This is a genomic window from Neorhizobium tunisiense (assembly GCF_039631515.1).
Taxonomy (GTDB): Bacteria; Pseudomonadota; Alphaproteobacteria; order Rhizobiales; family Rhizobiaceae; genus Neorhizobium.
On record NZ_JBDIUU010000001.1, the window covers coordinates 1,317,518 to 1,343,328 of the forward strand.

Genomic DNA, 25,811 nt, shown 5'->3' on the forward strand with positions numbered 1-25,811 from the left:
GGGAGGAAAACAAAATGGACATGACGGGCAGCCGCAGCCAGGCTCAGAACCAGGCGCAAGGTCAAGAGAGCGATCCCTTGTGGTACAAGGACGCGATCATCTACCAGCTCCACATCAAGTCGTTCTTCGATGCCAATGGCGACGGGATCGGCGATTTCCAGGGCCTGCACGAAAAGCTCGACCATATCGCTTCGCTCGGGGCCAACGCGATCTGGCTCTTACCCTTCTTCCCCTCGCCGCGCCGCGACGACGGCTACGACATCGCCGACTACGGCAGCGTCAGCCCCGACTACGGCACCGTCGACGAGTTCAAGGCTTTCGTCGAAGCAGCGCACCAGCGCGGCATAAGGGTCATCATCGAGCTCGTCATCAATCACACATCGGACCAGCATCCGTGGTTCCAGCGGGCGCGGCATGCGCCGGCAGGCTCTCCGGAGCGGGATTTCTACGTCTGGTCGGATACGGACCAGAAATTCCCGGAAACCCGGATCATCTTCCTCGACACCGAAAAATCGAACTGGACCTGGGACCCTGTCGCGGGCGCCTATTACTGGCATCGATTCTATTCCCACCAGCCGGATCTCAACTTCGACAATCCGCAGGTTCTGGAGGAGCTGCTCGGCGTCATGCGCTTCTGGGCCGATACCGGCATCGACGGGTTCAGGCTGGATGCGATCCCCTATCTCGTCGAGCGCGAGGGGACCAACAACGAGAACCTGCCCGAAACCCACGAGATCCTGAAGAAGATCCGCGCCTCGCTCGACAGCACCCATCCCGGCAAGATGCTGCTCGCCGAGGCCAATCAGTGGCCGGAGGACACCAACGAGTATTTCGGCAGTGGCGACGAATGCAACATGGCGTTCCATTTCCCGCTGATGCCGCGCATGTACATGGCGATCGCCAAGGAAGACCGTTTCCCGATCACCGACATCATGCGGCAGACGCCGGAAATCCCGGAAAACTGCCAATGGGCGATCTTCCTTCGCAATCACGACGAGCTGACGCTCGAAATGGTGACCGACGAGGAACGCGACTACCTCTGGAACATCTATGCCGCCGACCGGCGCGCCCGCATCAATCTCGGCATCCGCCGCCGCCTCGCTCCCTTGATGGAGCGCGACCGCCGCCGCATCGAGCTGATGAATGCGCTGCTGCTCTCGATGCCCGGAACGCCGGTTCTTTATTACGGCGACGAGATCGGCATGGGCGACAACATCTATCTCGGCGACCGCGACGGGGTACGCACCCCGATGCAATGGTCGCCGGACCGCAATGGCGGTTTCTCCAAGGCCGATCCGGCAAGGCTGGTGCTGCCGCCGGTCATGGACCCGCTCTACGGATACGAAGCGGTGAATGTCGAGGCGCAAGGCGCCGACGCCCATTCGCTGCTCAACTGGACGCGGCGGATGCTGGCCTTGCGCAACAAGCATTCCGCCTTCGGCCGCGGGTCGCTGAAATTCCTGTCGCCGGGCAACCGCAAGATCCTCGCCTATCTGCGGGAATACAATGGCGACACGATCCTCTGCGTCGCCAATCTTTCGCGCCTGCCGCAGGCGGTCGAGCTTGATCTGGCGCAGTTCGCAGGCCGCGTACCGATCGAACTCTCCGGCATGTCGCCCTTTCCGCCGATCGGCCAGCTGACCTACCTGCTCACCCTGCAGCCGTTCGGCTTCTTCTGGTTCCAGCTCGTCGCCGAAGCCGACGGCCCGGTCTGGCGCAAGGAGCCGCCGGAGCAGATGCAGGACATGGTGACCATGGTCACCCGCCGCGACCTGCAGGAACTGGTCGATCAGCCGCGGCTTGCCGGCACGCTGACGAACGAGGTGCTGCCCGCCTATCTCGGCAAACGCCGCTGGTTCGGCGCCAAGGGCGAAATTTTGAACGGTGCTTCGCTCGTCGCCGCAACGCCGATCCCCTTCGCCAACAACATCCTGCTCGGCGAGTTGGAGGCGGAGGTGAACGGCCGCATGGACACATATCTGCTACCGCTCGCCGTTTCCTGGGACGACGCCCAGCCGACGGCGCTTGCCCAGCAGCTGGCGCTTGCCCGCATCCGGCAGGGCCGCCGTGTCGGTTTCCTGACCGACGGCTTCGCCATGGAGGGACTGGCGCGCGGCGTCATCCGCGGCCTTTGCGAGCGCTCGGTGATTTCAGGCCGCGCCGGCACGCTGGAATTCATCGGCACCGACAAGCTCGACTGCCTGACGATCAACGAGGACATGGCCGTGCACTGGCTGTCGGCCGAACAATCCAACAGTTCGCTTATCCTGGGCGACATGGCGATGGTGAAACTCATCCGCCACATCTTCCCCGGCATGCATCCCGAAGTCGAGATGACCCGGTATCTGACCAATGTCGGCTACCAGAACACGGCGCAACTGCTCGGCGAGGTCGCCCGCACGGCGCCGGACGGCAACCGCTACACGCTGATCATCGTGCAGAGCGCCATCCGCAACCAGGGCGACGCCTGGAACTGGATGCTCAGCAACCTGCGCCGCGCCATCGACGAAGTCGTGGTGACCGGCCTCGAGGGCGAGGTGGTGGACGAACATTTCAAGCCGCTCGTGAACTTCGTCGCGACCATCGGCAAACGGCTCGGCGAACTGCATGTCGCGCTCGCCCAGCCGACCGACGACCCGGACTTCCAGCCGGTGCGGGCAAAGGCTGCCGATGCCGAAAAATGGCGCGAAGGGGTCACTGGCCAGATCTCCCACAGCCTGGCGATCCTTGAAAAGACGATCGAAGGTCTGGATTCGGATATCGCCAATGAGGCAAAGGCGCTGCTCGGCCGCCGTGACGAGCTTCTCGGCCTTGCCGGAGATCTTGCGGGTGCGGTGAAAGGCACGCTGATGACCCGCAACCACGGCGACTTCCATCTTGGCCAGATCCTGGTCGCGGAAGGCGATGCCTATATCATCGACTTCGAAGGCGAACCGACCCGCGATCTCGCCGAGCGTCGCGCCAAGACCAATCCGCTGCGTGACGTCGCCGGGCTGCTGCGCTCGCTCAGCTACCTTGCGGCCTCGGCCGATCTCGACCGCGAAATCGTCAGCGAGGTGGACGACGCCCGTCACAACGCTCTCGTCGCCCGTTTCATCGAGATGGCGGAACCGGCCTTCCTTGATGCCTATTTCGAGGCGACCGGGAATTCGCGGGAACTGCGCATCGCGCCGGAGGCTCGCGGGCGCATTCTCGATCTCTTCCTGCTCGAAAAAGCCGCCTACGAGATCGCCTACGAAGTGCGCAGCCGCCCCCATTGGCTTCCCCTGCCGCTTGCCGGCTTCTCGGCGATCGCATCCCGACTTCTGGAGAATGTCTCATGAGATACGAGCGCACAGACCTGATGATCGGTACCGTCCGTGAGGGCTTGGCTGCCCTGGTTGAAGGGCGGCACGGAGACCCGTTCTCGATCCTCGGGCGTCATCAATATGGCAGCCTGACCGTGGTGCGGGCATTGATGCCCGGTGCGCTGGCGGTCGACGTGATGGAGGCTGAGACCGGCAAGGTGCTGGCCGAACTCGAAACCATCCATGAAGGCGGGCTGTTTGCCGGGGTGACCGGCAGTACAACGCCCTATTTCTTCCGGATCCACTGGCCGGACGCCATCCAGGAGATGGAAGATCCCTATTCCTTCCCCCTTCTGCTCGGCGATCTCGACCTGCACCTGATCGGCCAGGGCACGCATTACGATCTCGGCCGGACGCTCGGCGCCATTCCAATGGAGGTCGAGGGCATCGAGGGCGTGCGCTTTTCCGTCTGGGCGCCGAATGCCCGGCGCGTGTCCGTCGTCGGCGATTTCAATTTCTGGGATGGACGGCGCTATCCGATGCGGCTTCGTCCGCAGGCAGGCATATGGGAACTCTTCATTCCGCGCCTGACCCATGGCGAACGCTACAAGTTCGAAATCCTCGACGGCAACGGCAACCTCCTTCCGCAAAAGGCCGATCCCGTCGCCCGCGCCAGCGAGGCGGCGCCGTCGACGGCCTCGATCGTCGCTTCCTCGAAACCGTTCCGCTGGAACGACGAGGACTGGATGCGCAGGCAGCGCGCCGACCGGGATCGCGAAGGCGCGATGTCGATCTACGAAGTGCATCTCGGCTCGTGGCTTCGGATCGCCGAGGAAGGCAACCGGATGCTCGACTGGGTGGAACTCAGCCAGCGGTTGATCCCCTATGTGGAAAACCTCGGCTTCACCCATATCGAGATGCTGCCGATCATGGAACATCCGTTCGGCGGTTCCTGGGGTTACCAGCCGCTCGGGCTGTTCGCACCGACCGGGCGCCATGGGACGCCCGAGGATTTCGCCTATTTCGTCGATCGCTGCCATCAGGCCGGCATCGGCGTCATTCTCGACTGGGTGCCGGCGCATTTCCCGACCGATGTCTGGGGGCTTGCAAGGTTCGACGGGACGCCGCTCTACGAGCATGCTGATCCGCGCGAAGGCTTCCACAAGGACTGGAACACGCTGATCTACAATCTCGGCCGCAACGAGGTGAAAGGCTTCCTGATCGCCTCGGCGCTCGAATGGCTGGAGCATTATCACGTCGATGCGTTGCGCGTGGATGCGGTCGCCTCGATGCTCTACCGCGACTACAGCCGCAACGAGGGCGAATGGATACCCAACCAGTATGGCGGGCGCGAAAACCTCGAGGCGGTCGAGTTCTTCAAGCACCTGAACAGCATCATCCACGACCGCTGCCCGCACGCGTTCACGGCGGCGGAGGAATCGACCGCCTGGCCGGGCGTCACCAAAAAGACGGAGGACGGCGGCCTCGGCTTCGATTTCAAATGGAACATGGGCTGGATGCACGACACGCTGCATTACATGCAGGACGATCCGGTCTACCGGAAATACCACCATGGGGCCATGAGCTTCGGGATGATCTATGCCTATTCCGAACGCTTCATCCTGCCGCTTTCCCATGACGAAGTGGTGCACGGCAAGGGCTCGCTGATGGCCAAGATGCCGGGCGACCACTGGCAGAAGCTTGCCAACCTGCGCGCCTATTACGGCTTCATGTGGGGCCATCCTGGCAAGAAGCTGATGTTCATGGGTGGTGAACTCGCCCAGGAGAGTGAGTGGAACCACGACGGCTCGGTGGTCTGGGATCTGCTCGACCAACCCGACCATGCGGGCGTCCAGCGGCTGGTCCGCGATCTCAACGCGCTCTACGCGCAGGAGCCGGCGTTGCAATATGGCGACCTGCACCATGAAGGCTTCGAGTGGGCGGTGGCCGACGACGCGGAAAACTCCGTTTACGGCATGCTGAGGAGCAGCCAGGACCGATCATCGCATGTGCTTGTGGTCTCGAACCTCACGCCGATGCCGCGGCACGGCTACCACGTCGGCGTGCCGGCGGAAGGTCGTTGGGAGGTGGTGCTGAACACGGATGCGGCGCTCTATGGCGGGTCCAATCTGGGGCAGACGGAGGTGTGGACGGAACGCACGCCGGCGCATGAGAAGGCGTTTTCCGTACACGTGGTGCTGCCGCCGCTGGCGACGGTGTTCTTGCGGTGGCGGGGATAGGTTTTAGCTTAAGTTGAAACGGGAATTTGCCGTGAGGCACCCCCGTCTGCCCTGCCGGGCATCTCCCCCACAAGGGGGGAGATTGGCCAAAGGCGGGCTCCCCGCTTCCCATCGAACGCCAAGTTTTCGTGTTCGCTGTGACTAAGTGGCGCTGAGAATGAGTGGCGAGGGCAACTCCAGCCGATCTCCCCCCTTGTGGGGGAGATGCCCGGCAGGGCAGAGGGGGATGCCACGGCAAACGACGCGGCCCAAGGTTTTCCGTTGGCTTCGCTTATTCGCCCCGCCAGCCATCCTGATAGGTAATCTTGTCCACACCGGCAAAACGCCCGACGCGAAACAGCTCCGCCTCCAGCTTCTCTAACCGTCCCGCAGAAGCCCGCACGCCCTTTTCCAGCCAGAGCCGCTTTACATCCAGCGTCCCGGACTTGCGGTCCGCCTTCATGTCGATACGACCGATCATCCGGTCGCCTTCGAGCAGCGGGAAAACGTAGTAGCCGTATTGCCGCTTTGGTTCCGGCACGAAAACCTCGATGCGGTAGAAGAAGTTGAACAGCCGCTCGGCCCGGTCGCGATTGCGCAGGAGCGGATCGAAGGGGCTGAGGACACGCACCCGGGCGGGCGGTTCGGGGATATCGCCAAGGTTTTCCGGAAAACCGACAAAGGCGAAGGAGGGGCGCGGGCGGCTGCCGTCCGCCGTCTCGATCAGCACCTCCGTCAGTTCGTCGCGATGGGCCTTCACCCAATCCTTCGCCTCGTCCGGGGTGACGAGATCGAAGAAGGCGGCAAGTTCTCCGGAGGTCGCAAAGCCGAGGCGGGTCATGGCGCCGCGGCAGGCCCAATCGATGAATGCCTCGTGGCTGACCTCCGGCTCGTGGTGATGCCGCGGAATGACCCGCTCCATCAGGTCGTAGATCTTCTGGAAGTTGACGCGGCCGGCGATCGCCAGCTTGCCGGTGTGCCAGTAGTATTCGAGCGCGGTCTTGTTCGGGTGCCAGTTCCACCAGCCACCGGATTTGTGATCCTCGGCCTTCATGTCGCGCGACATGATCGCGCCATTTTCGGCAATGTGCTGGAAGGTTTCCTCGAAGGCGGCGTCGAACCCTTCGCCATGCCATTTGCGCCAGCGCTCGGCGAGGATCGGCTCACGGCGGCGAAAGCGGTGTTTCCAGTAGCGGAAGAAGCTGGTTGGGATGATCGAGGCGTCATGTGTCCAGTGTTCGAAGAGCTCGCCGTCCTTTTCCAGAAGTGCTGTCAGGTGTTCGCGCCGGTAGGTCTGGTTGCGCGAGAACAGGATCATGTGATGGGCGCGCTCGACGGTGGCGATACTGTCCACCTGGACGAAACCGAGATCCTCGATGAGCTGCAGCAGGCCGGCTTTGGTCAAGGCACGGCCGGGCGGTTCGCAGAGCCGCTGCCGTTCGAGGAAGATCTTGCGGGCCTGATCGTTCGGAATGAGAATCGCCATGGCAGTAGACTAGGATGTCGCCGCGCCGGATTCAATGTTCACGTTCGGTTCCGCATTCCCCTTCCCCATCTTCCGGTCTATAGACGGCTCACCATCGAGGGACAGGCTTGGATATCCGTTTCGAACAGGCAGAAGCGCGTTTCGAGGGACGCACCGTCGTCCAGCCGCTGACGCTGTCATTGACCGAGCGCCGGATCGGCGTGATCGGCCTCAACGGTTCCGGCAAGACGACCTTCGCGCGGATGATCAACGGGCTGGTGCTGCCGGCCGCCGGCCTGGTGACCGTCAACGGGTTCGATACGGTCAAGGACGGCGACAAGGTGCGCGGCCAGGCCGGCTTCATCTTCCAGAACCCGCAGAACCAGATCATCCTGCCGATCCTGAAGGAAGACATCGCGCTCGGGCTGAAAAGCCGAAAGCTCTCGAAGGCGGAAACGGATGACGCGATTGATGCCGTGCTTGCGCGTTTCGGCATCGCTCATCTCGGTGAGCGGCGTGCGCACGAGCTTTCCGGCGGCGAGTTGCAGCTCGCAGCACTTGCCTCGGTCCTGGTCACCCGGCCGGACATCCTGATCATGGACGAGCCCACAAACCAGCTCGATCTGAGAAACCGCGGCCTGGTGGAGCGCACGATCCACGGGCTCGACGAAAACGTCATCGTCATCAGCCACGATCTCGGCCTTATCGCCGATTTCGACCGGGTTCTGTGCTTCCACGAAGGCCGCCTCGCCGATGACGGCGCGCCGGCGGAGGTCATCGCCCGTTACCGCGAGCTTGCGGCATGAAGACGCTCTATGTGGAAGGCGACACGTTTCTACACCGGCTTTCGCCGCGGACGAAACTTCTCGGTCTCGCCGTGGTCAGCCTCGTCCTTTTCCTTATTCATTCGCCGGCCATTCTTTCCGTCGCGGCCGCGCTCGGCGGCATCGTCTACGCTTCGCTTCGGCTCGGGTGGCGCCAATCCTGGCTGCGACTGCGGCCGATCCTGCTGACCATCGTGGTGGTGGCGCTGTTCACACTGGTCTTCAACGGGTGGCACGACGCATTGATCGTCGTCACGCGGCTGACGGCGCTTGCCGTCTTCGCCGCGGCGGTGACGGCGACGACGAGCACCGGCGATTTCATCGACGAGATCACCCGGCTTGCCATGCCGCTTGAACGCCTGGGGCTCGTCAGGGCTGCAGATATCGGGCTTTCGATCGGTCTGGTCATCCGTTTCGTGCCGGAGATTCTCGGCCGCTATCAGGCCATCCGGGATGCGCATCGCGCCCGCGGGCTGAAGGTCCGGCCGCTGACGCTGGCGGTGCCTCTGATCATCCTGACACTCAAAAACGCCGACGAGATCGCCGCCGCCATTGACGCACGCGGCGTCCGGGCGCAGAAATAACCCACATAAAGACTTGAGGATTCGCATAGCATGACCACCCGTGATCTCGTTCTGGCCGCCCTTTTCGCCGCCATTATCGTGGCGCTCGGTCTCGTGCCGCCGATCATGCTCGGCTTCATTCCGGTGCCGATCACGGCGCAATCGCTGGGCGTCATGCTGGCGGGCGTGATCCTCGGCGCCAGGCGCGGCGGTTTCGCAGTGCTTCTGGTCCTGCTGCTCGTCGCTATCGGCCTGCCGGTGCTGTCGGGCGGACGCGGCGGCCTTGCCACCTTTGCCTCGCCGACCGCCGGTTACCTCGTCGGCTGGTTCTTCGCGGCCGTCGTCACCGGCTATTGCTCCGAGCGCTTCGTCGACCGGTCGCAGGCCGGCATCGTGCAGATCACCGGCTTTTTCCTCGCGGCCCTGCTTGGCGGCGTGGTTGTCGACCATGCGCTCGGCATCTTCTACCTTGCCTATATCACGGGCACCGGGCTTGCGACCGCCTTTATCGGCGACCTGTCCTTCGTTCCGGGCGATGTGCTGAAGGCGATGATCGCGGCACTTGCAGGGCGTGCCGTGATGGTCGGTTACCCGCTGCTGCCGCACCGGGCCTGATCAACCGTCTCAATCAATCCAGGAACTGGTAGAGCCAGTCGCGCAGGTCTTCGGGAAGCGGCACCGGCTCCATGCTTTCAGGGTCGCAGGTCATCCAGACGATTTCGGCTTCCGCGACGGCCTCATTGCCCCGCAGCATATGCACCAGGAAGCCGGCGGACTTTCCGCCGATCTTGCTGACGCCGATATGTGTGTGCACGACGTCCCCAAGCCTCAAGGCCGAATGGAACGTGCAGGTAATCTTGCCGATCCTGAAGAACGGATCGTCCTTTTGCGGCTTGCGGCGACGCCAGAATTCCGTGACGGCTTCTTCCGCCCGCACGACATAGGATGACCGGAACATCTCCCCGTTCATGTCGACATCCCGGAAAGGAACCCGGAATTCCTGAGATTTGACTGACTCTCTGGCCACGATACCCTCTGGGTTGCACCCAATCATGTAAGACCATTCTTTCAAGCTAAACAAGCGTAAGAGCAAGGGGTTGCGGCTTGAAAAAGTCAGCTTTCTGCGCCATGTCGGAAAGGTCCAGACCGGACTGACCCTCACGAGGCCGCCGCATGACCACGCGCCTTTACGAACACAAGATCTTCCTCGAACACAGCACGCCCGAGGGACATCCCGAACGGGCGGACCGGCTGCGGTCGCTGGCGATCGCGCTGGAGCATCCGAATTTCGCCAGGCTCGACCGCAAGGACGCTCCCCAAGCGAACGAGGATGCGGTCCTGCTCGCGCATCCGGAGGAGCATCTGCGCGCCGTCATGCGCGAAATCCCCGAGGAGGACACGATCCGCCAGATCGAGGCCGACACCTATGTGGGGCCGAAGAGCTTTCAGGCGGCGCTGACCGGCATCGGCGGTGCAATGGCGGCCGTCGACGACGTGGCGACCGGCAAGGTGGACAATGCCTTCGTTGCGGCAAGACCGCCCGGTCATCACGCCGAAAAAGACAAGGCGATGGGCTTTTGCCTGTTCAACAATGCCGCGATCGCCGCGCGCCATGCACAGCAGAAATACGGGTTCGAGCGCATCGCGATCGTCGATTGGGACGTGCATCACGGCAACGGCACCCAGGACATCTTCTGGGAGGATCCGTCGGTGCTGTTCTGTTCGACGCACCAGATGCCGCTTTATCCCGGCACCGGCGCAAAGGACGAGACGGGCACCAGGAACAACGTCGTCAACGCCCCGCTTTCGCCCGACACCGGCAGCGAATATTTTCGCGAAGCCTTCAAATCCCGCGTGCTGCCGGCGCTCGACAATTTCCGGCCGGATTTCATCATCATCTCGGCCGGCTTCGACGCGCATCACCGCGATCCGCTGGCGCAGATCAATCTCGTCGGCGACGATTTCGACTGGGCGACCGGCCGGCTGATGGAGATCGCCGGCAAATATGCCGGCCACCGTATCGTCAGCCTGCTCGAGGGCGGATATGATCTCGAAGGGCTCGCCGAATCGGCGGGCATGCACATTTGCAGACTGATGAAGGGATAAACGATGACCGAGAACACCGAGACCCTCGATGTGAGCGGCTATTCCTTCGAAAAGGCCGTCGCCGAACTGGAAAGCATCGTGGCCCGGCTGGAGCGTGGTGACGTGGCGCTCGACGAGTCCATCGCCATCTACGAACGCGGCGAAGCGCTGAAGAAACACTGCGAAAAACTGCTGACGGCCGCCGAAAACCGCATCGAAAAGATCCGCCTCGACCGCGCCGGCAAGCCGCAGGGCGTCGAACCGCTCGACGGCGAGTGAACTTCATCGACTAAAACCAAAGTCTTACGACCTTCGCACGGAATGCGTCACAAACCGATTGACGCACCGGAAGCGCCTCCCCATGATGGCCGCCATCTACGTGGTTGCTTTGGGAGGAGGCCATTATGAACTTCGGCGTGAAGTCCAGTAAAATCAATCTCATGTTCGTGGCGACGCTTGCCGTCTCGACGGCATTTTCCGCTGCCGGCGCGAAAGCTGCGGAATTTATCAACGTACTGACCGGCGGCACGTCGGGCGTCTACTATCCGCTCGGCGTCGCGCTTGCGGAAATCTACGGACAGGGGATCAAGGACGCTCGCACCCAGGTGCAGGCCACCAAGGCTTCCGTCGAAAACCTCAACCTGCTGCAGGCCGGGCGCGGCGAGATCGCCTTTTCGCTCGGTGATTCGGTCCAGGAGGCCTGGAAGGGCAACAAGGAAGCAGGCTTTCCCGCCAAGCTCGACAAGCTGCGCGGCATCGCCGCCATTTATCCAAACTATATCCAGGTGGTCGCCAGCGCCGAATCCGGCGTAAAGACGCTCGCTGATCTCAAGGGCAAGAGCCTGTCGGTCGGTGCGCCCGCCTCCGGTACCGAGCTCAATGCCCGGGCGATCTTCACGGCGGCCGGCATGTCCTACAAGGATCTCGGCAAGACCGAATACCTGCCGTTTGCAGAATCCGTCGAACTCATCAAGAACCGCCAGCTCGACGCGACGCTGCAATCGGCGGGCCTCGGCGTCGCCTCGATCCGCGACCTTGCGACCTCGCTGAAGATCAACGTCGTGGCGATCCCGGCCGCCGAAGTCGCCAAGATCGGGGCGCCCTATGTCTCTGTGAAAATCCCGGCCGGCACCTATGAGGGCCAGACCGCCGATGTCGAGACCGCCGCCGTCGGCAACTTCCTGGTCACCCATTCGGGCGTATCCGACGAGACCGTCTACCAGATGACCAAGCTGCTGTTCTCCAACCTGCCGAAACTTTCCGCCGCCCATGCTGCCGCCAAGGCGATCGACCCGAAAAAGGCGCTCGAAGGCATGCCGGTGCCGCTGCATCCGGGTGCCGAGCGGTATTACAAGGAAGCTGGGTTGATAAAGTAAAGCAATAGGCAGACCGTGCCTATTGCAAGTCCCCTCCCCAACCCCTCCCCACAAGGGGGAGGGGCTTAACCTGCCGCACCGCCGACGCCCACTTGGTCGGGAGAGAGCCGCGGGTCTTCTCCCCCCTTGTGGGGGAGATGGCCGGCAGGCCAGAGGGGGTTTCCCGACAGACCAGAGAGCTTGCCGAGAGAACCAATGTCCGAAACCCCAATGCAAAACCCGATGACCTCGCAGAGCGCCGAAGAGCCGATCGAGGGCCTGCCGGCCGGCTTCGGCGAAGGGATCACCGGGCGGATTGCCTTCTGGATCGCCTTTGCCTTTACCCTTTTCCAGCTCTGGACCGCCGCCTATGGCACGCTTGCGAGCCAGATCGTCCGCGCCATGCATGTGGGCTTCCTGCTGCTGCTCGGTTTCGTGCTGATCGGCAATCTCGTCGCCAAGACGAAAGCCGGCAAGATCTGGTTCTGGGCGCTCGGCATCCTCGGCTTTCTCACCGGCATCTACAATTGGGTGTTCTATACCGACCTCATCCAGCGCAGCGGTTTCCTGACGACGCCTGACCTCGTCATCGGAGCCGTGCTGATCGTGCTTGTCTTCGAAGCGGCGCGGCGGCTGATGGGCCTGCCGCTGACGATCATTGCCGCCATATTCCTCGCCTATTGCTTTTTCGGCCAATACGCCCCCGGCCCGTTCATCCATCGCGGCTACGATTTCGAGCAGATCATCGAGAATTTCGCCTACGGTACCGAGGGTATCTACGGCACGCCGATCTACGTCTCGGCGGCCTATATCTTCATCTTCGTGGTCTTTGCAGCCTTCCTCGAACGCGCCGGCATGCTGGCTCTGTTCAACGATTTCGCACTCGGCCTGGTTGGCACCTGGCGCGGCGGACCGGCGCAGGTCTGCGTCATGTCCTCGGCGCTGATGGGCACGATTTCCGGCTCCGGCGTCGCCAATGTCGTCGCGTCGGGCCAGTTCACCATTCCGCTGATGAAGCGTTTCGGTTTCCGCTCCGCCTTTGCGGGCGGCGTCGAGGCGACGTCCTCGATGGGCGGGCAGATCATGCCGCCGGTCATGGGTGCGGTCGCCTTCATCATGGCCGAGACGCTCAACGTCTCGTACGCGGAGATCGTCAAGGCGGCCATCATCCCGGCCGTGCTCTATTTCGGTGTCTGTTTCTGGATGGTGTTCCTGGAAGCCGGCAAGGCCGGCCTCAAGGGCATGAACAAGGCCGACCTGCCGAACCCCTGGGCTGCAGTCAGGGAGCACTGGCCGCTGATCCTGCCGCTCGCCGCCCTCGTCTACCTGCTGTTTGCCGGTTATACGCCGATCTTTGCCGGTACGATGGGCCTGGCGCTGGTCATCGTGCTGATCCTCGGCATGCCGCTTGCCGCAAGCATCGGCCCGCTTGCCTTCCGCCTCGTCTTCTGGGTCGTGCTCGGCATCGCCGCCGCCTCGTTCCTGCGTTACGGTGTGAACTTCCTGGCGATCGTCATCCTCGCCCTGATCGCCGGCTGCTTCTTCGTCAAAGGGGGGCACGAGACGCTGGCGATCTGCCGCGACGCGATGGCGGAGGGCGCCAAGAACGCGCTGCCGGTCGGCATCGCCTGCGCCATCGTCGGCATCGTCATCGGCACGCTGACGCTCACCGGCATCGCCTCGACCTTCGTCGGCGCAATCATCCGTGTCGGCGAGCACAACCTGTTCCTGTCGCTGGTGCTGACAATGATCACCTGCCTGGTCCTTGGCATGGGCATCCCGACAATCCCGAACTATATCATCACCTCGTCGCTTGCCGGGCCGGCGCTGCTCGAACTCGGCGTTCCGCTGATCGTCAGCCACATGTTCGTCTTCTATTTCGGCATCATGGCGGATCTGACCCCGCCGGTCGCGCTCGCCGCCTTCGCGGCCGCGCCGATGGCCAAGACTTCCGGGCTGAAGATCGGCGTGGAGGCTACCAAGCTCGCAACCGCCGGCTTCGTCGTGCCCTTCATGGCCGTCTATACGCCGGCGCTGATGCTGCAGGATCCGGGTGCGATTGCCGCCGCGTGGGGTTATCCGGTCGAAGTCGCCTACGTCTTCCTGAAAGCCTGCTTCGGCATCGCGCTCTGGGGCACGGCGGTGGTCGGTTTCCTTTTCGCCCGCATGGTGGCGTGGGAACGGCTGCTCGCCGTGATCGCCGGCGCAAGCCTGGTTGTTGCGCTTCCCTGGACCGACGAACTCGGCTGGACCCTCGGCATCGTCGTTGTCGCACAGCACTGGTGGCGCAACCGCAATGCGCCGGCCGCACCGGCGCTGACATGAGCGCCGGGCAATGAGCCTCTGTATCCTGGCGGGCGGCAAGGTGACCGCGCTCGCTCTCTCGATGTTCACGCTCTCCTGGACCCATTCGGTGCAGAAGACCGAATGGCGGGAGACCTGGGCGGTAACGCCGACCGGGCTGGAGCTTCGGCAGGCGGAGGTCAAAGGCTCCGGGGCAGGCATGGAGCCCGGGGCGGATGCGGTGCTGAAGGATGGCTGGTGGGTGTGGCACCCGGCGCTGCCACCGCAGGAACGCATTTCACTGGCGGCGTCCGGCCTGACGCCGAGCGGGTGGAGGCTGTGTCATACGGGTGGATGTATGGAACTTGGGGCGACGGCAGGGGATGCGGTCGTGCTGAGCAGGTGCCCCTGAAGCTCTCGACCAAATCCGGCGGTTCCACTATATTACCCGCATGGACAAGGATCTGGTCATCGCCAAGCTGAGGGCACATGAGGCCGAGCTGCGCGCCGCGGGTGCGGAGCATGTGTCGATCTTTGGCTCGGTGGCCAGGGGCGAAGCGACGACGGAGTCCGATCTCGATATTCTTGTCAAATTTTCCGAGCCCGTAATACAATCGGGTTTCGGCTACTTCAGTGCGCTGGCAGGCTTGCAGGAACGCATTGCCGAAATCACGGGCGCCTCTCACGTAGACATAGTGGCCGAGCCGGTGCGCAAGGAGCGTCTCCGGCGGAACGTCGAGCGGGATCGTGCCGTTGCCTACTAAGCGACCCCTCACTCGACTGCGTGATATCGCCGAGAATAGTGAGGCCATCCTCGAATATACCCGAGGAATGGATTTCGAAAGTTTCCTGAGGAACCGCTTGGTGCGTGACGCTTCGGAACGCTGCCTAGCACGCATCTCAGAGGCGGCGGTAAAATTAGGGCCGGTGGCCGAAGACCTTTTGCCCCAGCATAGCTGGCGGGATATCAGGAATTTCGGCAACATACTTCGGCACGAATATGAAGACGTTCTGGACGATGTGACATGGGCGATCATCACGCGACATCTTCCTCCCCTCCTCCTTGAACTCGAAATATTCCTCGCCCGATATCCCGAAGACCAGGAAACACTGTAGCGAGTCCCTTCATGTCCTTCTTCCCCGGAAACGACCCGGTCGCAGGCGACGCCTTTGCCTGCGATGGGATCGAGAACCTGATCATTCCGCGCACCAGCGATATTGGCGGGTTTTCGGTGCGGCGCGCTTTGCCAAGCCGACAGCGACGGCTGGTGGGACCGTTCATCTTTTTCGACCGGATGGGGCCGGCGCTGCTGCGCGCCGACGAGGCGCTCGACGTCAAGCCGCATCCGCATATCGGGCTTTCCACCGTCACCTACCTGTTCGACGGCGAGATCAAGCACCGCGACAGCCTCGGCACCGAACTGGTGATCCGGCCGGGCGACATCAACCTGATGACTGCCGGTCGCGGCATCGTGCATTCGGAACGCACCCCGGAAAACCTGCGCGGCCACCCCATGTCGGTCTCCGGCCTGCAGACCTGGCTGGCCCTGCCTGACGACAAGGAGGAGATCGATCCGGCCTTCTCCCATACGGGCAAGGAGAACATGCCGGTTATCGATGCGGACGGGGCAAGCGGCCGGGTGGTGATCGGTGCCTTCGAAGGCCTCGGCTCGCCGGTCTCGACCTTTACCGACACGCTCTATGTTGATCTCCGCCTGGAAGCGGGCAAACGCTTCCCGTTCGCTGCAGCGCATGAGGAGCGGGCGGTCTACATTCTTTCCGGCGAGCTGGTGGTGTCGGGCGACCGGTTCGCGGCCGACCAGCTTCTCGTCTTCCGGCCTGGCGACAATATCACGCTCGAAGCCGGCGCGATGGGTTGCCACCTGATGCTATTCGGCGGGGCGGCGCTGAACTCCAAGCGCTATATCTGGTGGAATTTCGTTTCCTCCTCCAAGGAACGTATCGAAAAGGCAAAAGATGAGTGGCGCACCGGCCATTTCGACATCGTGCCGGGGGACGAGGAGGAGTTTGTCCCCTTGCCCACGGCCTGAAATCGGTTAGAACCGGAGGTCATGCAACTTGAAAAAGCCTGCTTTCTTCTCATCTTGGGGAGGAACACGCTTCCGGAAAAGAGCAGAAAAGGCCACCATCCGTGACATCAATCCCCGCCACGCCACTGCTCGACAAGGTCAAGCTTCCTGCCGATCTTCGCCAGATCGAAGACCGCGACATGCCGCAGCTTGCCCGAGAATTGCGCGACGAGATGATCGATGCGGTGTCGCGGACCGGCGGCCATCTGGGTGCCGGCCTTGGCGTCGTGGAACTGACGATCGCCATCCACAAGGTGTTCAACACGCCGGATGACAGGCTGATCTTCGATGTCGGCCACCAGTGTTATCCGCACAAGATCCTGACCGGCCGGCGCGACCGCATTCGCACGCTGCGCCAGGAGGACGGGCTTTCCGGCTTCACCCGCCGGGCCGAAAGCGAATACGATCCGTTCGGCGCCGCACATTCCTCGACGTCGATCTCCGCGGGCCTCGGCATGGCGGTGGCGGCCGATCTCTCCGGCTCGAAGCGCAACGTGATCGCCGTCATCGGCGACGGCGCGATGTCGGCCGGCATGGCCTATGAGGCACTCAACAATGCCGGCGCGCTCGACGCGCGGCTGATCGTCATCTTGAACGACAACGACATGTCGATCGCCCCGCCGACCGGCGCGATGAGCGCCTATCTGGCCCGTCTCGCCTCCGGCCGCACCTATATGGGTTTTCGCGACCTCGGCAAGAAACTGACCGCCTATCTCGGCAAGAATGTCGACCGGGCGATCACCCGCGCCGTCGAGCATGCGCGCGGGTACGTTACCGGCGGCACGATGTTCGAGGAAATGGGCTTCTACCATATCGGCCCGATCGACGGTCATTCCTTCGACCATCTTTTGCCCGTACTCCGCAACGTGCGTGACAACGCCCGCGGCCCGGTGCTGATCCATGTGGTGACGCAGAAGGGCAAGGGTTATGCGCCGGCAGAAGCCGCCGCCGACAAATATCATGGTGTCAACAAGTTCGACGTCATCACCGGCGCGCAGGCGAAATCGAAGCCGAACGCACCGAGCTATACGAGCGTGTTCGGCGAGGCGCTGGTGCAGGAAGCTGGGCTCGACGAGAAGATCGTCGGCGTCACCGCCGCAATGCCGAACGGCACGGGCATCGACAAGCTGGCGGATGTTTTCCCGGCCCGCACCTTCGATGTCGGCATCGCCGAGCAGCATGCGGTGACGTTTGCTGCTGGCCTTGCGGCGGAAGGCTACAAGCCGTTCTGCGCCCTCTATTCGACCTTCCTGCAGCGCGGTTACGACCAGGTCGTCCACGACGTGGCGATCCAGGGCCTGCCGGTGCGCTTCCCGATCGACCGCGCCGGTTTCGTCGGCGCCGACGGGCCGACCCATGCGGGATCGTTCGACACAGCTTTCCTCGCCACCCTGCCGGGCATGGTGGTGATGGCTGCCGCCGACGAGGCGGAGTTGAAGCACATGGTGCGCACCGCCGCCGCCTATGACGAAGGCCCGATCTCCTTCCGTTATCCGCGCGGCGAAGGTGTGGGCGTAGAACTGCCGGAACGCGGCCAAATTCTCGAAATCGGCCGGGGCCGGGTGGTCAAGCAGGGCGCCAAGGTGGCCCTGCTCTCTTTCGGCACGCGCCTCAAGGAATGCCTGCTGGCGGCCGAGGATCTCGATGCCGCCGGGCTTTCGACGACAGTCGCGGATGCACGTTTCGCCAAGCCGCTGGACCAGGACCTGATCCGCCAGCTCGCCCGCCATCATGAAGTGCTCATCACCATCGAGGAAGGTGCGGTCGGCGGCTTCGGCAGCCATGTTCTGCAGTTCCTGGCGACCGAGGGCCTGCTCGACAACGGGCTGAAGATCCGCTCGCTGGTGCTGCCGGACATCTGGATGCAGCAGGCAAGCCCGGATGCAATGTATGCGAAGGCCGGTCTCGACCGCGCCGGCATCGTTTCGACCGTCTTCAGGACGCTCGGCCAGCCGCAGATCGGCGTCGGTTTCGCTGGCTGAGCGTATCCGTCGGGTTCTCCCGGACTAGAAGCCGAGGCGGCTTAGTGGGCCTATGATCTTGCGATAAAGCAGCGGCGGCGTGAAATCGCGCAGCACGTCGCGGCGGATTTCGGCATAGTCCTTCTTATCCGCCGAATTCGGACGCGGTTTGAAAAGCGTCGAATGCGACTTGCGGGAATCGTCCCAGGTCGCGGTGTAATAATAGAGGGCGATCGAGTCCCTCGTCTTGTCTTCCGGATGGTTCACGACACTGGGGTTGCCGTGGAAGGAGTCCGACGTGGTCGAAAAGGTGACCATGCGGTTGAACAAGGGGGTGAAACTGTGCACCTTGCCCTTCATCTCCTTGTCCCAGATTTCGAACGAACCGCCCCACTCCTCCCGCCAGCCCTTGTTGAGATAGATCAGCGTGTTGAGCCGGCGCTCGACCCTCATCTTGGAATGAAGGTTGAAATCCGCATGGATATCGAGATGCCCGCCGTTGGCGGTCTCGTGGACGCCGGCGCCAAAAAAGAACGGGTCGGGGATCAATCCCTCGATGCCGGTCATCTCCTCCAGGAAGAGGATGAAAGGGCGCGAATTCAGCGCATAGAACAGGTTCCTGGTGTAGGTCGGAAGCCGCTCCGGAGCATAGGAGACCTTCTTGTTCTCCTGCGCCCTCGCAAAAGTCGTCTCCTTTTCGGGACGGTTCTTGAGGTCGGTCAGGACGTTTTCCAGAACTTGCTCGGGCAGGAAATTGTCGATGCAGATATGCGGATAGGGCGATGCCGATTGGTAAGCCTCAGCATAGTTCCGGGCCATCGAGCGAGCGGCATCAACATCTGCCAGAAGAGTATCCGCATCAATCGGATATACCGAATGCGCCATTGCATTTCCCCAACTTATACTTCGGCCAGGGTGTCATATTTTGGGGACGGCGCAAGTATGACAAAAGACCATGCTTCAAAAGCCTTAGTCTCCAGAGGTTTCCAATCAAGCCTCTCGTTTTTAAACCCCACTTAAAATCAATAAATTCAGGCAAGGGTGCGTCGCAACACGGGATTCCTTTTCCAAAACACGGCTCCGAAGCAGTATCTTCCTACGTCGAATGAAGTAATGGGGTCCAATCGAGGGGACGGTCGTTAAATCCGCTCGCCCTCGATCACCATGTCGAACTGAACGACATTGGAATAGATCGGCGTACCGACGTCCATGGCGTAACGCGAGCGGTAGATCTTGCCGCTGACGTTGAAGCCTATCTTTCGGCCGTTCCAGGAGGTCAGCTTCACATCGAAGATTTCGGGTGAGCTATGCCCCTTGGCGGTCAGCGTGCCGGTGATGCGGGCACTGTCCGGACCGGTCTGTTCGATCCTTTCCGAACGGAACGAGATCGTCTCGAAATGTGCGGAATCAAAGACGGCGCCGGAGCGCAGGAAGTTATCGATGCGGTCCTGGCCGGTGCTGACACTTTCCGGCTTCAGGTCGAAATTCACCATTGAATGGGTGAGATCGCCGGCTTTCAGGTTGAACGTGCCCGAAAACTTGCCGAACTTGCCCTTGATGCCGCCGCCGCCGACCTGGTCGACGGCGAAGGCGATGCGGGAGCCGGACGTGATGGCATAACGCCCCGCCGCCTCCGTGAGACTGGGGACGTCGACCGCCGAAAAGCCGGCCTGCGGAAGCGACATGGCGAGCAGTATCGCTGCGATGACTGTTGTCTTGCGGGTCATGGTCCCGGCTCCTGGATTGACGTTTTGACGGTGCGGCGCCGGCTGCCGAGCATGCGGGCGAGCACGTCGTCGTGTCTGGCATAGTGGTGGTAGAGTGCGGCGGCGGAATGCAGGAAAACGAGTGCCAGCGTCGAATAGGCGAGAACCGCATGGACGGTCGTCCACCACGCCTCGGCGGCTTCCGACTTCGGCACCGGAAGATGCGGAATGACGACGAGGTTGAACGCGAAGGTGGGAATTTCGAGCGGCGATACGGAAGCGATCATCCAGCCGGCCACCGGCACCACCACCGCCAAGGTCAGCAGCAGATAGTGCATCACATGGGCCGAGCGACGTTCCAGGGCACTCAGACTTTCCACGGGCTTCACGCGCATGGCGGTCAGCGAACGAACCAGCCTCACGGCGGCCAGCAGCAGTGCCAGCATGCCGAAGGACTTGTGCCACTGGAAGAGCGAGAACTGCAGGGCGGGATCGATCGATCGGCGGGTCATGACAAAGCCGAGGGCCAGCAGGCCGAGGATCAGCATCGCGATCAGCCAGTGCAGAACGATCGCGACAAGATCATAACCATCGGCGGAGCGACGCGGCATGGGATGTTTCCGGAATTCCTTGGCAATTCACAAGCGGAAACATCGTACTTTCCAACCCGACCGGCAAGCGCCGCCGCGATCACGGTCATTCAATATTATTGAATAGGGATTTGTGCCGCCGTTACTGGTCAGCAGCCGTCAGGAACAGGATATTCAAGTCCTTTTCCGGATAGAAGTCGTCGGCAGTCATCTCGAAGGTCGTGGGGCCGACCTTCTTGATGCCGTTGCCGCAGAAGCTGACGTAGTCCTGCGCCCTGCCCTTGTCGATCGTCAGCTTGAACTTGCCGATCGAGCCGCCCCAGTTGGCGCCGGTGGTGAGGATATACGACACCCATTGCTCGGTGTAGTTCGGACCGTTTTTCCCAGCCGCCGCTTCGAGCTTTGCGGCGGTCTTCATGAAGGCGGCGTCGATGCAGTAGCGCTCGGCATAGTCCTTATAGTTCGTCGCCGGCTTGCCCTGGTCGATGAAGGTCATGGCGACAGTGCCGCCGACGCTCGGCTTGTAGCGATGACTGACGCGGACGGGCTTGCCGGCCGGGAACTTGGTCTTCCACCAATAGACCGAGCGCAGCGTCCAGGCGGGCGTCAGATCCTCCTGCCAGCCCTTGCCGGCGTCGTAGCGGTTGACGAACACCAGCCCTTCGGCGATCCAGGCCGTCTTCACCTCCTCGGGCAGGGCCTTGAGCGCGGCGAGCGTCCGGTCGCTGTAGGGGAGAAGCGGAATGTTGCGCGTCACGAGCTCGTCGGTGCGGTCGACGCCGGCCGCCAGCACCCGCTGCTGCAGGTCCGGCTTGATCTGCCGGCTGTCCTGCACGACCGAAAAGCCAAGGAAATTGTCGGCGTCGGTATCGTCGAGCGCGATATTGCTGTCCATGCTGCCGGTGATATCCGGCATCGGGAAGGCGATGACGCTTTCGACGTCCTTGTCGCTGGTGTTCTTGAAGACGTAATCGACCAGCACTTCCTCGCGGGAAATGTAGAGTTGCTCCTCGGCCATGGTGACATCGGAGGTCTGAACGTAGATCAGCCCGCCCGTCTTCAGCTCCGCCATGGAATCGTTGGCGAATACCGGGTTCGAGACAAGCAAAAGCCCGCCGATCAGCAAGGTCCACCGCATTTCCGTCCCTCCGGTTCGTCGCCGTCTTTCCGGCCGCCGGACGATAGACGCAAATGCTGAAACAGAGAAGGCAGGCCGGATGGTCTTCCGGCCTGCCTCTGAGATCGAGCCATATGGAGGGATCAGAATTCCGACCACTCTTCCTTCACGGCCGCAGCGCTCGCCGTCTTGCCGGAAAAGGCGCGGGCGACAGTGGAACGCAGGGCGTTTGCCGGCGATGCCACGGGACGGGCTGCGGACGGGGCCGCGACCGGACGAGAGATCCGGGCCGCCGGCGTACCGCCGAAGTTGAACTGCCTCAGCAGGGCATCCAACGCCTGGGCTTCCTGGGCAAGCTTGTGGCTTGCCGCGTTCTGCTCTTCGACCATGGCGGCGTTCTGCTGCGTGCCCTGGTCCATTGCGTTGACCGAAGTGTTGATCTCCTGGAGGCCAGTCGACTGCTCGCGGGTGGAAATGACGATGGCGGAGAGGTGCTGGTTGATCTGCTGCACCTCACCGACGATCGCTTCCAGCGCCTGGCCGGTCTCGCCGACCAGGGCAACGCCCGCATCCACCTGCTGGCTGGAGGTGGTGATCAACGCCTTGATCTCCTTTGCCGCATTGGCGGAGCGCTGGGCGAGCTCGCGGACTTCCTGTGCGACGACCGCGAAACCCTTGCCCGCTTCGCCGGCACGGGCCGCCTCAACGCCCGCATTGAGCGCGAGCAGGTTGGTCTGGAAGGCGATGTCGTCGATGACCGAGATGATATTGCTGATCTCGCCGGACGACTTCGAGATCTGCTCCATCGCAGAGACCGCGCGGCGGACCACCTCGCCCGATTTCTCGGCACCAATACGGGTACGCTCGACGCGCTGGCCGACGTCTTCTGCACGGCGGGCCGATTCCTTCACCGTCGTCGTCACCTGTTCGAGCGCGGCGGCTGTCTCTTCGACGGCTGCGGCCTGCTGTTCGGTGCGGCGGCCGAGATCGTCGGCCGCGGAGCGGATTTCGCCGGCGCCGGAGCTGATCGCCGACGCGTTCTCGCCGACCGCCTGGAGGGCTGCCTGGAGGCGGCCGAGTGCCTGGTTGAAGTCGGTGCGCAGCCGGTCGAGATTGCCGGAGAAGGGCTTTTCGATGCGGTAGGCGACATCGCCGTCGGCAAGGCTTGCAAGGCCGGTGGCAAGCGCGTCGATCGCAAATTCGATATTGGCGGCTTCGCGTGCCTTCTGGGCGTCGTTGTCGAGACGTTCGCGCTCGCTGGTGTCGCGCAGCATGTCGGCATCGCGGGCCAGACGCTGCTTCTCGATCGCCGCATCCTTGAAGACCGTGACGGCCTTGGCCATGCGGCCGACTTCGTCGCCGCGTTCGAGAGCCGGAACCTCGATGTCGTGATTGCCGCCTGCAAGGCTGGTCATGGCATCCGTCATGCCGACGATCGGCTTGACGATGGCGCGCGACAGGGCAAGCACCAGGGCAACCGCGATCAGGCCGGCAATGCCGCCGCCGAAGAGAAGCGTCAGCAACAGGTCGGTGTGGGCGCTGGTCTGGGTTTTGACCATGGCGGTGGAGAGGTCGAAAGCCTGCTTCTTGATCTTCGCGGCAGCCTCGCGGAAGACGTCAAGCTGGCCCTTCGACTGGTTGCGGCCGATCTCGATGACTTCATCGATCGGCTTGCTGGTGTTCTTGCGCGCATCGAGCTGCGGAACGGTGAGCTGGGTGTGGAAGACATCGGCTGCGGCCCGCATCGCATCGAGCGAAGCCAGCATATCCGGCATGCCGACAGCGGCCTTCTTGGCAGCGTCGATCGCCGCAATCATCTTCTCGCGGTTGTTGAAGACGTCCGCATAGGTGCTGTCGCTCTTGAAGAGCAGGAAGCCGCGCTGATTGACGGCCTGTTCCAGCATGGCTTCGAGCGCCGCGTCCACATGCATCAGGATAGTCTGGGAGACGACCTGCTGAGCGGAAGACCGACTCGATTTCAGCGCCTGCCAATAAACGCCGGCGGATGCCAGCAGACAGACCGACATCAACGCCGCAAAGGTGATGATCAGCTTCTTGTTCAGGGATAGGTTTTTAAGCGACATCAGTGGCTTCCGCTCTCGGTTGAAACAGCATTGGACATCTCCTCCAGCCTGGAGAGAATCCCAACATGATTAAAATTTGATTGAACGCGGCCGAGAGTTTTCGTGGATCAAGCCCCTTGCAAGCAAGGCGATAGGCAGGCATTGACTGCGTCCATGTCCTCAACTCCCGAAAACCAACGCCTCGACCAGCTTCTCGTCTCGCTCAATCTCGTCGCGAGCCGGGCCCGTGCGCGCGACGCGATCGCCCGCGGCACCGTCACCGTCAACGGCCGTGTCGTCACCAAACCGAGCCTCACCTTCCCGCCCGACGCGAAACTCACCATCGACGACCCGGCGCAGGATTACGTGTCACGCGCGGCGCTGAAGCTCGTCGCGGCACTCGATCACTTCAAGCTCGACCCGGCCGGCCATGACTGTCTCGATATCGGCGCCTCGACCGGCGGCTTTACCGAGGTGCTGATCATGCGCGGCGCAGAGCATGTCACCTCGATCGACGTCGGCCACGGGCAGATGCATCCGCGGCTGCTCGCCGAGCCGCGCGTCACCAATATCGAAGGCCTCAACGCCCGTTATCTGACCGCCGAGGATTACGACGACCGCGAGATCACCTTCATCGTTTCCGACGTCTCGTTCATTTCCCTGAAGCTGGCGCTGGCGCCGGCCCTCGATCTTGCCGAGCCCGGCGCGCATTGCGTGCTGCTGGTCAAGCCGCAATTCGAGGCCGGACGCGATGCGATCAGCAAGGCCGGCCTGCTGAAGGAGCCGGAGACGGCGCCGCAGGTGGCGGCCGAGCTCGAACGCTGGCTGGTCGAAGAGATGGGCTGGGTGAGCCTCGGACTGATCCCTTCCCCGATAGCCGGCGGCGACGGCAACCAGGAATACCTGCTCGCAGGCCGCAAGCCCGGTGAACCCTCATGAGCACGGTCACCGTCACGATCAATCGGCTCGGCGCCCAGGGACACGGCATCGCCAACGGCGAAGACGGCCCCGTCTACGTGCCCTATGCGCTGCCCGGCGAAACGCTGGCGATCGCCCGGAACGGCGACCATGGCACGGTCATGTCGACCTCCAATCCCTCGCCGGACCGGGTGACACCGGCCTGTCGCCACTTCGGACCGGACAGCGACGCCTGTGGCGGCTGTTCGCTGCAGCATCTGGCGGACGCGCCCTACCACGCCTTCAAGCGCAATCTCGTCGTCGAAGCGCTGAAATCCAAGGGCCTGACGCCCGAGGTCGGGGAACTGGTGATCGCGCATCCCGGAGAGCGTCGTCGGGTGGTATTTTCCGCCCGCAGGACCGAGAAGGAATTCCTGCTCGGCTTCAACCGCGCCGAGACCAACCATATCGTCTCGATCGTGGAATGTCCGATCGCCTCACCGGGCATCGTTGCCCGGCTCGAGGCCATCCGCGCGGTGGGCAAGGCGCTGGCGACCGGCTCGGAGACATTCCGCATCGCGGTTCTCGAAACGCTTGCCGGCCTCGACCTTGCCGCGGAGGGGCTGAAGCCGCTCGACGACAAGCAGCGACGGCTGGTCACCGAGACCGTGCTGGCGCTGAAAAACATCGCGCGGGTTTCTGCCAATGGCGAGATCGTCATCGAACTGCAGAAGCCGCTGGTGGATTTCGGCGGCGTCAAGGTCTCCCCGCCGCCCGGCGCCTTTACCCAGGCGACGAAACCGGCAGAAGACGCGATGGCCGAACTGGTGCTCTCGCATGTCGGCAAGGCCAAGCGCGTGATCGACCTGTTTGCCGGTTCCGGCACGTTTTCGCTGAGGCTTGCCCGCATCGCCAAGGTGCATGCGGTCGAAGGCGACGAGAAGTCGGTCAGAGCGCTCGATCACGCAGCCCGCAACACGCAGGGACTGAAGCCCGTGTCAGTGGAGAAGCGCGACCTGTTCCGCCGGCCGATGATGGTGTCCGAACTGAAGAACTACGACGCCGTCGTCTTCGATCCGCCGCGCGCCGGCGCCGAAGTCCAGATGCAGGATCTCGCCCGTTCGAGCGTCAAGACGGTCGTTGCGGTCAGCTGCAACCCGCTGACGCTCGCCCGCGACCTCAGAATTCTTGTCGATGGCGGGTACGAGATCAAGGCCGTCACGCCGATCGACCAGTTTCTCTGGTCGCCACATGTGGAAGCGGTGGCCCTGCTGCGAAAATAGGGCGCCTCGCACGGCCATCACAA

At 62.8% G+C, this 25,811-nt stretch carries 23 protein-coding genes; 16 read left to right on the forward strand and 7 right to left on the reverse strand.

The genetic code is table 11. The features are described 5' to 3' along the window. Positions 1 to 14: 14 nt before the first annotated feature. Positions 15 to 3,323 carry a maltose alpha-D-glucosyltransferase gene (gene treS / locus ABCW43_RS07055; protein ID WP_445738903.1) on the forward strand — a complete coding sequence of 1,103 codons (3,309 nt, stop codon included), beginning with the start codon at positions 15 to 17 and terminating at the stop codon, positions 3,321 to 3,323. Continuing rightward, the gene (gene glgB / locus ABCW43_RS07060) at positions 3,320 to 5,527 is read left to right on the forward strand and encodes a 1,4-alpha-glucan branching protein GlgB (RefSeq protein WP_345922726.1); all 2,208 of its coding nucleotides are present in this window, start codon (positions 3,320 to 3,322) and stop codon (positions 5,525 to 5,527) included. The genes treS and glgB overlap by 4 nt, the downstream gene beginning before the upstream one ends. 271 nt (positions 5,528 to 5,798) lie before the next feature. Here the strand turns inward: glgB and ABCW43_RS07065 are convergent, their stop codons facing one another. Beyond that, complete coding sequence (locus ABCW43_RS07065) at positions 5,799 to 6,992, reverse strand: winged helix-turn-helix domain-containing protein (RefSeq protein ID WP_345922727.1); 1,194 nt, start codon at positions 6,990 to 6,992, stop codon at positions 5,799 to 5,801. A 107-nt stretch (positions 6,993 to 7,099) separates the two neighbouring features. On the opposite strand from ABCW43_RS07065, the gene ABCW43_RS07070 reads away from it, so the two are divergent. The 3 genes from ABCW43_RS07070 to ABCW43_RS07080 are packed head-to-tail and all read left to right on the forward strand — an operon-like array spanning position 7,100 to position 8,973. Further along, positions 7,100 to 7,777 carry an energy-coupling factor ABC transporter ATP-binding protein gene (locus tag ABCW43_RS07070; protein ID WP_345922728.1) on the forward strand — a complete coding sequence of 226 codons (678 nt, stop codon included), beginning with the start codon at positions 7,100 to 7,102 and terminating at the stop codon, positions 7,775 to 7,777. Continuing rightward, entirely contained in the window at positions 7,774 to 8,379 is a 606-nt protein-coding gene (locus ABCW43_RS07075) for an energy-coupling factor transporter transmembrane component T family protein (protein ID WP_345922729.1), read from the forward strand. Before ABCW43_RS07070 ends, ABCW43_RS07075 begins: the two co-directional genes overlap by 4 nt. Positions 8,380 to 8,409: 30 nt before the next feature. Then, positions 8,410 to 8,973, forward strand: coding sequence for a biotin transporter BioY (locus ABCW43_RS07080; protein WP_345922730.1), 564 nt, complete (start codon positions 8,410 to 8,412; stop codon positions 8,971 to 8,973). 13 nt (positions 8,974 to 8,986) lie between these two features. Here the strand turns inward: ABCW43_RS07080 and ABCW43_RS07085 are convergent, their stop codons facing one another. After that, positions 8,987 to 9,412: an acyl-CoA thioesterase gene (locus ABCW43_RS07085; protein ID WP_345922731.1), complete on the reverse strand. Its 426-nt coding sequence runs from the start codon at positions 9,410 to 9,412 to the stop codon at positions 8,987 to 8,989. 119 nt (positions 9,413 to 9,531) lie between these two features. Between ABCW43_RS07085 and ABCW43_RS07090 the strand changes: the two genes are divergently transcribed. From ABCW43_RS07090 to dxs, 9 genes are all read left to right on the forward strand, one after another. After that, a complete protein-coding gene (locus tag ABCW43_RS07090; protein ID WP_345922732.1) occupies positions 9,532 to 10,464 on the forward strand; it encodes a histone deacetylase family protein in 933 nt (310 codons plus the stop codon). A gap of 3 nt (positions 10,465 to 10,467) precedes the next feature. After that, positions 10,468 to 10,722: an exodeoxyribonuclease VII small subunit gene (locus ABCW43_RS07095; RefSeq protein ID WP_037084325.1), complete on the forward strand. Its 255-nt coding sequence runs from the start codon at positions 10,468 to 10,470 to the stop codon at positions 10,720 to 10,722. 161 nt (positions 10,723 to 10,883) lie between these two features. Then, positions 10,884 to 11,819 carry a TAXI family TRAP transporter solute-binding subunit gene (locus ABCW43_RS07100; protein ID WP_345923394.1) on the forward strand — a complete coding sequence of 312 codons (936 nt, stop codon included), beginning with the start codon at positions 10,884 to 10,886 and terminating at the stop codon, positions 11,817 to 11,819. 195 nt (positions 11,820 to 12,014) lie between these two features. Then, positions 12,015 to 14,123, forward strand: a complete 2,109-nt coding sequence (locus ABCW43_RS07105; protein ID WP_345922733.1) for a TRAP transporter permease — start codon at positions 12,015 to 12,017, stop codon at positions 14,121 to 14,123. 10 nt (positions 14,124 to 14,133) lie between these two features. Next, positions 14,134 to 14,493, forward strand: coding sequence for a DUF1850 domain-containing protein (locus ABCW43_RS07110; protein ID WP_345922734.1), 360 nt, complete (start codon positions 14,134 to 14,136; stop codon positions 14,491 to 14,493). Positions 14,494 to 14,533: 40 nt separating this feature from the next. Next, positions 14,534 to 14,845, forward strand: a complete 312-nt coding sequence (locus ABCW43_RS07115) for a nucleotidyltransferase family protein (RefSeq protein WP_345922735.1) — start codon at positions 14,534 to 14,536, stop codon at positions 14,843 to 14,845. Continuing rightward, positions 14,829 to 15,197 carry a HepT-like ribonuclease domain-containing protein gene (locus ABCW43_RS07120; RefSeq protein WP_345922736.1) on the forward strand — a complete coding sequence of 123 codons (369 nt, stop codon included), beginning with the start codon at positions 14,829 to 14,831 and terminating at the stop codon, positions 15,195 to 15,197. The genes ABCW43_RS07115 and ABCW43_RS07120 overlap by 17 nt, the downstream gene beginning before the upstream one ends. 11 nt (positions 15,198 to 15,208) lie before the next feature. Beyond that, positions 15,209 to 16,132: a pirin family protein gene (locus ABCW43_RS07125; RefSeq protein WP_345922737.1), complete on the forward strand. Its 924-nt coding sequence runs from the start codon at positions 15,209 to 15,211 to the stop codon at positions 16,130 to 16,132. 101 nt (positions 16,133 to 16,233) lie between these two features. After that, positions 16,234 to 18,153: a 1-deoxy-D-xylulose-5-phosphate synthase gene (gene dxs / locus ABCW43_RS07130; protein ID WP_345922738.1), complete on the forward strand. Its 1,920-nt coding sequence runs from the start codon at positions 16,234 to 16,236 to the stop codon at positions 18,151 to 18,153. Positions 18,154 to 18,177: 24 nt separating this feature from the next. On the opposite strand, the gene ABCW43_RS07135 is transcribed toward dxs, so the two are convergent. From ABCW43_RS07135 to ABCW43_RS07155, 5 genes are all read right to left on the reverse strand, one after another. Further along, entirely contained in the window at positions 18,178 to 19,017 is an 840-nt protein-coding gene (locus ABCW43_RS07135; RefSeq protein WP_345922739.1) for a 2OG-Fe(II) oxygenase, read from the reverse strand. 254 nt (positions 19,018 to 19,271) lie between these two features. Beyond that, positions 19,272 to 19,859 carry a YceI family protein gene (locus ABCW43_RS07140; RefSeq protein ID WP_345922740.1) on the reverse strand — a complete coding sequence of 196 codons (588 nt, stop codon included), beginning with the start codon at positions 19,857 to 19,859 and terminating at the stop codon, positions 19,272 to 19,274. Then, the gene (locus ABCW43_RS07145; RefSeq protein WP_345922741.1) at positions 19,856 to 20,449 is read right to left on the reverse strand and encodes a cytochrome b; all 594 of its coding nucleotides are present in this window, start codon (positions 20,447 to 20,449) and stop codon (positions 19,856 to 19,858) included. The genes ABCW43_RS07140 and ABCW43_RS07145 overlap by 4 nt, the downstream gene beginning before the upstream one ends. Positions 20,450 to 20,570: 121 nt before the next feature. Continuing rightward, positions 20,571 to 21,566, reverse strand: a complete 996-nt coding sequence (locus ABCW43_RS07150; RefSeq protein WP_345922742.1) for a DUF4424 domain-containing protein — start codon at positions 21,564 to 21,566, stop codon at positions 20,571 to 20,573. 122 nt (positions 21,567 to 21,688) lie between these two features. Beyond that, positions 21,689 to 23,629, reverse strand: a complete 1,941-nt coding sequence (locus ABCW43_RS07155; RefSeq protein WP_345922743.1) for a methyl-accepting chemotaxis protein — start codon at positions 23,627 to 23,629, stop codon at positions 21,689 to 21,691. Positions 23,630 to 23,782: 153 nt separating this feature from the next. Between ABCW43_RS07155 and ABCW43_RS07160 the strand changes: the two genes are divergently transcribed. Next, entirely contained in the window at positions 23,783 to 24,547 is a 765-nt protein-coding gene (locus ABCW43_RS07160; protein ID WP_345922744.1) for a TlyA family RNA methyltransferase, read from the forward strand. Beyond that, positions 24,544 to 25,788: a class I SAM-dependent RNA methyltransferase gene (locus ABCW43_RS07165; protein ID WP_345922745.1), complete on the forward strand. Its 1,245-nt coding sequence runs from the start codon at positions 24,544 to 24,546 to the stop codon at positions 25,786 to 25,788. Before ABCW43_RS07160 ends, ABCW43_RS07165 begins: the two co-directional genes overlap by 4 nt. Positions 25,789 to 25,811: the final 23 nt, after the last annotated feature.

What these genes read in the sequence shown, in the direction of transcription:
- ABCW43_RS07105 (WP_345922733.1), top strand. Translation starts at nt 12,015, where the DNA reads ATGTCCGAAACCCCAATGCAAAACCCGATGACCTCGCAGAGCGCCGAA.
- ABCW43_RS07145 (WP_345922741.1), bottom strand. Translation starts at nt 20,449, where the DNA reads ATGCCGCGTCGCTCCGCCGATGGTTATGATCTTGTCGCGATCGTTCTG.
- ABCW43_RS07140 (WP_345922740.1), bottom strand. Translation starts at nt 19,859, where the DNA reads ATGACCCGCAAGACAACAGTCATCGCAGCGATACTGCTCGCCATGTCG.
- ABCW43_RS07155 (WP_345922743.1), bottom strand. Translation starts at nt 23,629, where the DNA reads ATGTCGCTTAAAAACCTATCCCTGAACAAGAAGCTGATCATCACCTTT.
- ABCW43_RS07150 (WP_345922742.1), bottom strand. Translation starts at nt 21,566, where the DNA reads ATGCGGTGGACCTTGCTGATCGGCGGGCTTTTGCTTGTCTCGAACCCG.
- ABCW43_RS07100 (WP_345923394.1), top strand. Translation starts at nt 10,884, where the DNA reads ATGTTCGTGGCGACGCTTGCCGTCTCGACGGCATTTTCCGCTGCCGGC.
- ABCW43_RS07115 (WP_345922735.1), top strand. Translation starts at nt 14,534, where the DNA reads ATGGACAAGGATCTGGTCATCGCCAAGCTGAGGGCACATGAGGCCGAG.
- ABCW43_RS07080 (WP_345922730.1), top strand. Translation starts at nt 8,410, where the DNA reads ATGACCACCCGTGATCTCGTTCTGGCCGCCCTTTTCGCCGCCATTATC.
- ABCW43_RS07065 (WP_345922727.1), bottom strand. Translation starts at nt 6,992, where the DNA reads ATGGCGATTCTCATTCCGAACGATCAGGCCCGCAAGATCTTCCTCGAA.
- ABCW43_RS07085 (WP_345922731.1), bottom strand. Translation starts at nt 9,412, where the DNA reads ATGATTGGGTGCAACCCAGAGGGTATCGTGGCCAGAGAGTCAGTCAAA.
- ABCW43_RS07110 (WP_345922734.1), top strand. Translation starts at nt 14,134, where the DNA reads ATGAGCCTCTGTATCCTGGCGGGCGGCAAGGTGACCGCGCTCGCTCTC.
- ABCW43_RS07135 (WP_345922739.1), bottom strand. Translation starts at nt 19,017, where the DNA reads ATGGCGCATTCGGTATATCCGATTGATGCGGATACTCTTCTGGCAGAT.
- ABCW43_RS07125 (WP_345922737.1), top strand. Translation starts at nt 15,209, where the DNA reads ATGTCCTTCTTCCCCGGAAACGACCCGGTCGCAGGCGACGCCTTTGCC.
- ABCW43_RS07160 (WP_345922744.1), top strand. Translation starts at nt 23,783, where the DNA reads ATGTCCTCAACTCCCGAAAACCAACGCCTCGACCAGCTTCTCGTCTCG.
- ABCW43_RS07095 (WP_037084325.1), top strand. Translation starts at nt 10,468, where the DNA reads ATGACCGAGAACACCGAGACCCTCGATGTGAGCGGCTATTCCTTCGAA.
- treS (WP_445738903.1), top strand. Translation starts at nt 15, where the DNA reads ATGGACATGACGGGCAGCCGCAGCCAGGCTCAGAACCAGGCGCAAGGT.
- ABCW43_RS07090 (WP_345922732.1), top strand. Translation starts at nt 9,532, where the DNA reads ATGACCACGCGCCTTTACGAACACAAGATCTTCCTCGAACACAGCACG.
- ABCW43_RS07165 (WP_345922745.1), top strand. Translation starts at nt 24,544, where the DNA reads ATGAGCACGGTCACCGTCACGATCAATCGGCTCGGCGCCCAGGGACAC.
- ABCW43_RS07075 (WP_345922729.1), top strand. Translation starts at nt 7,774, where the DNA reads ATGAAGACGCTCTATGTGGAAGGCGACACGTTTCTACACCGGCTTTCG.
- glgB (WP_345922726.1), top strand. Translation starts at nt 3,320, where the DNA reads ATGAGATACGAGCGCACAGACCTGATGATCGGTACCGTCCGTGAGGGC.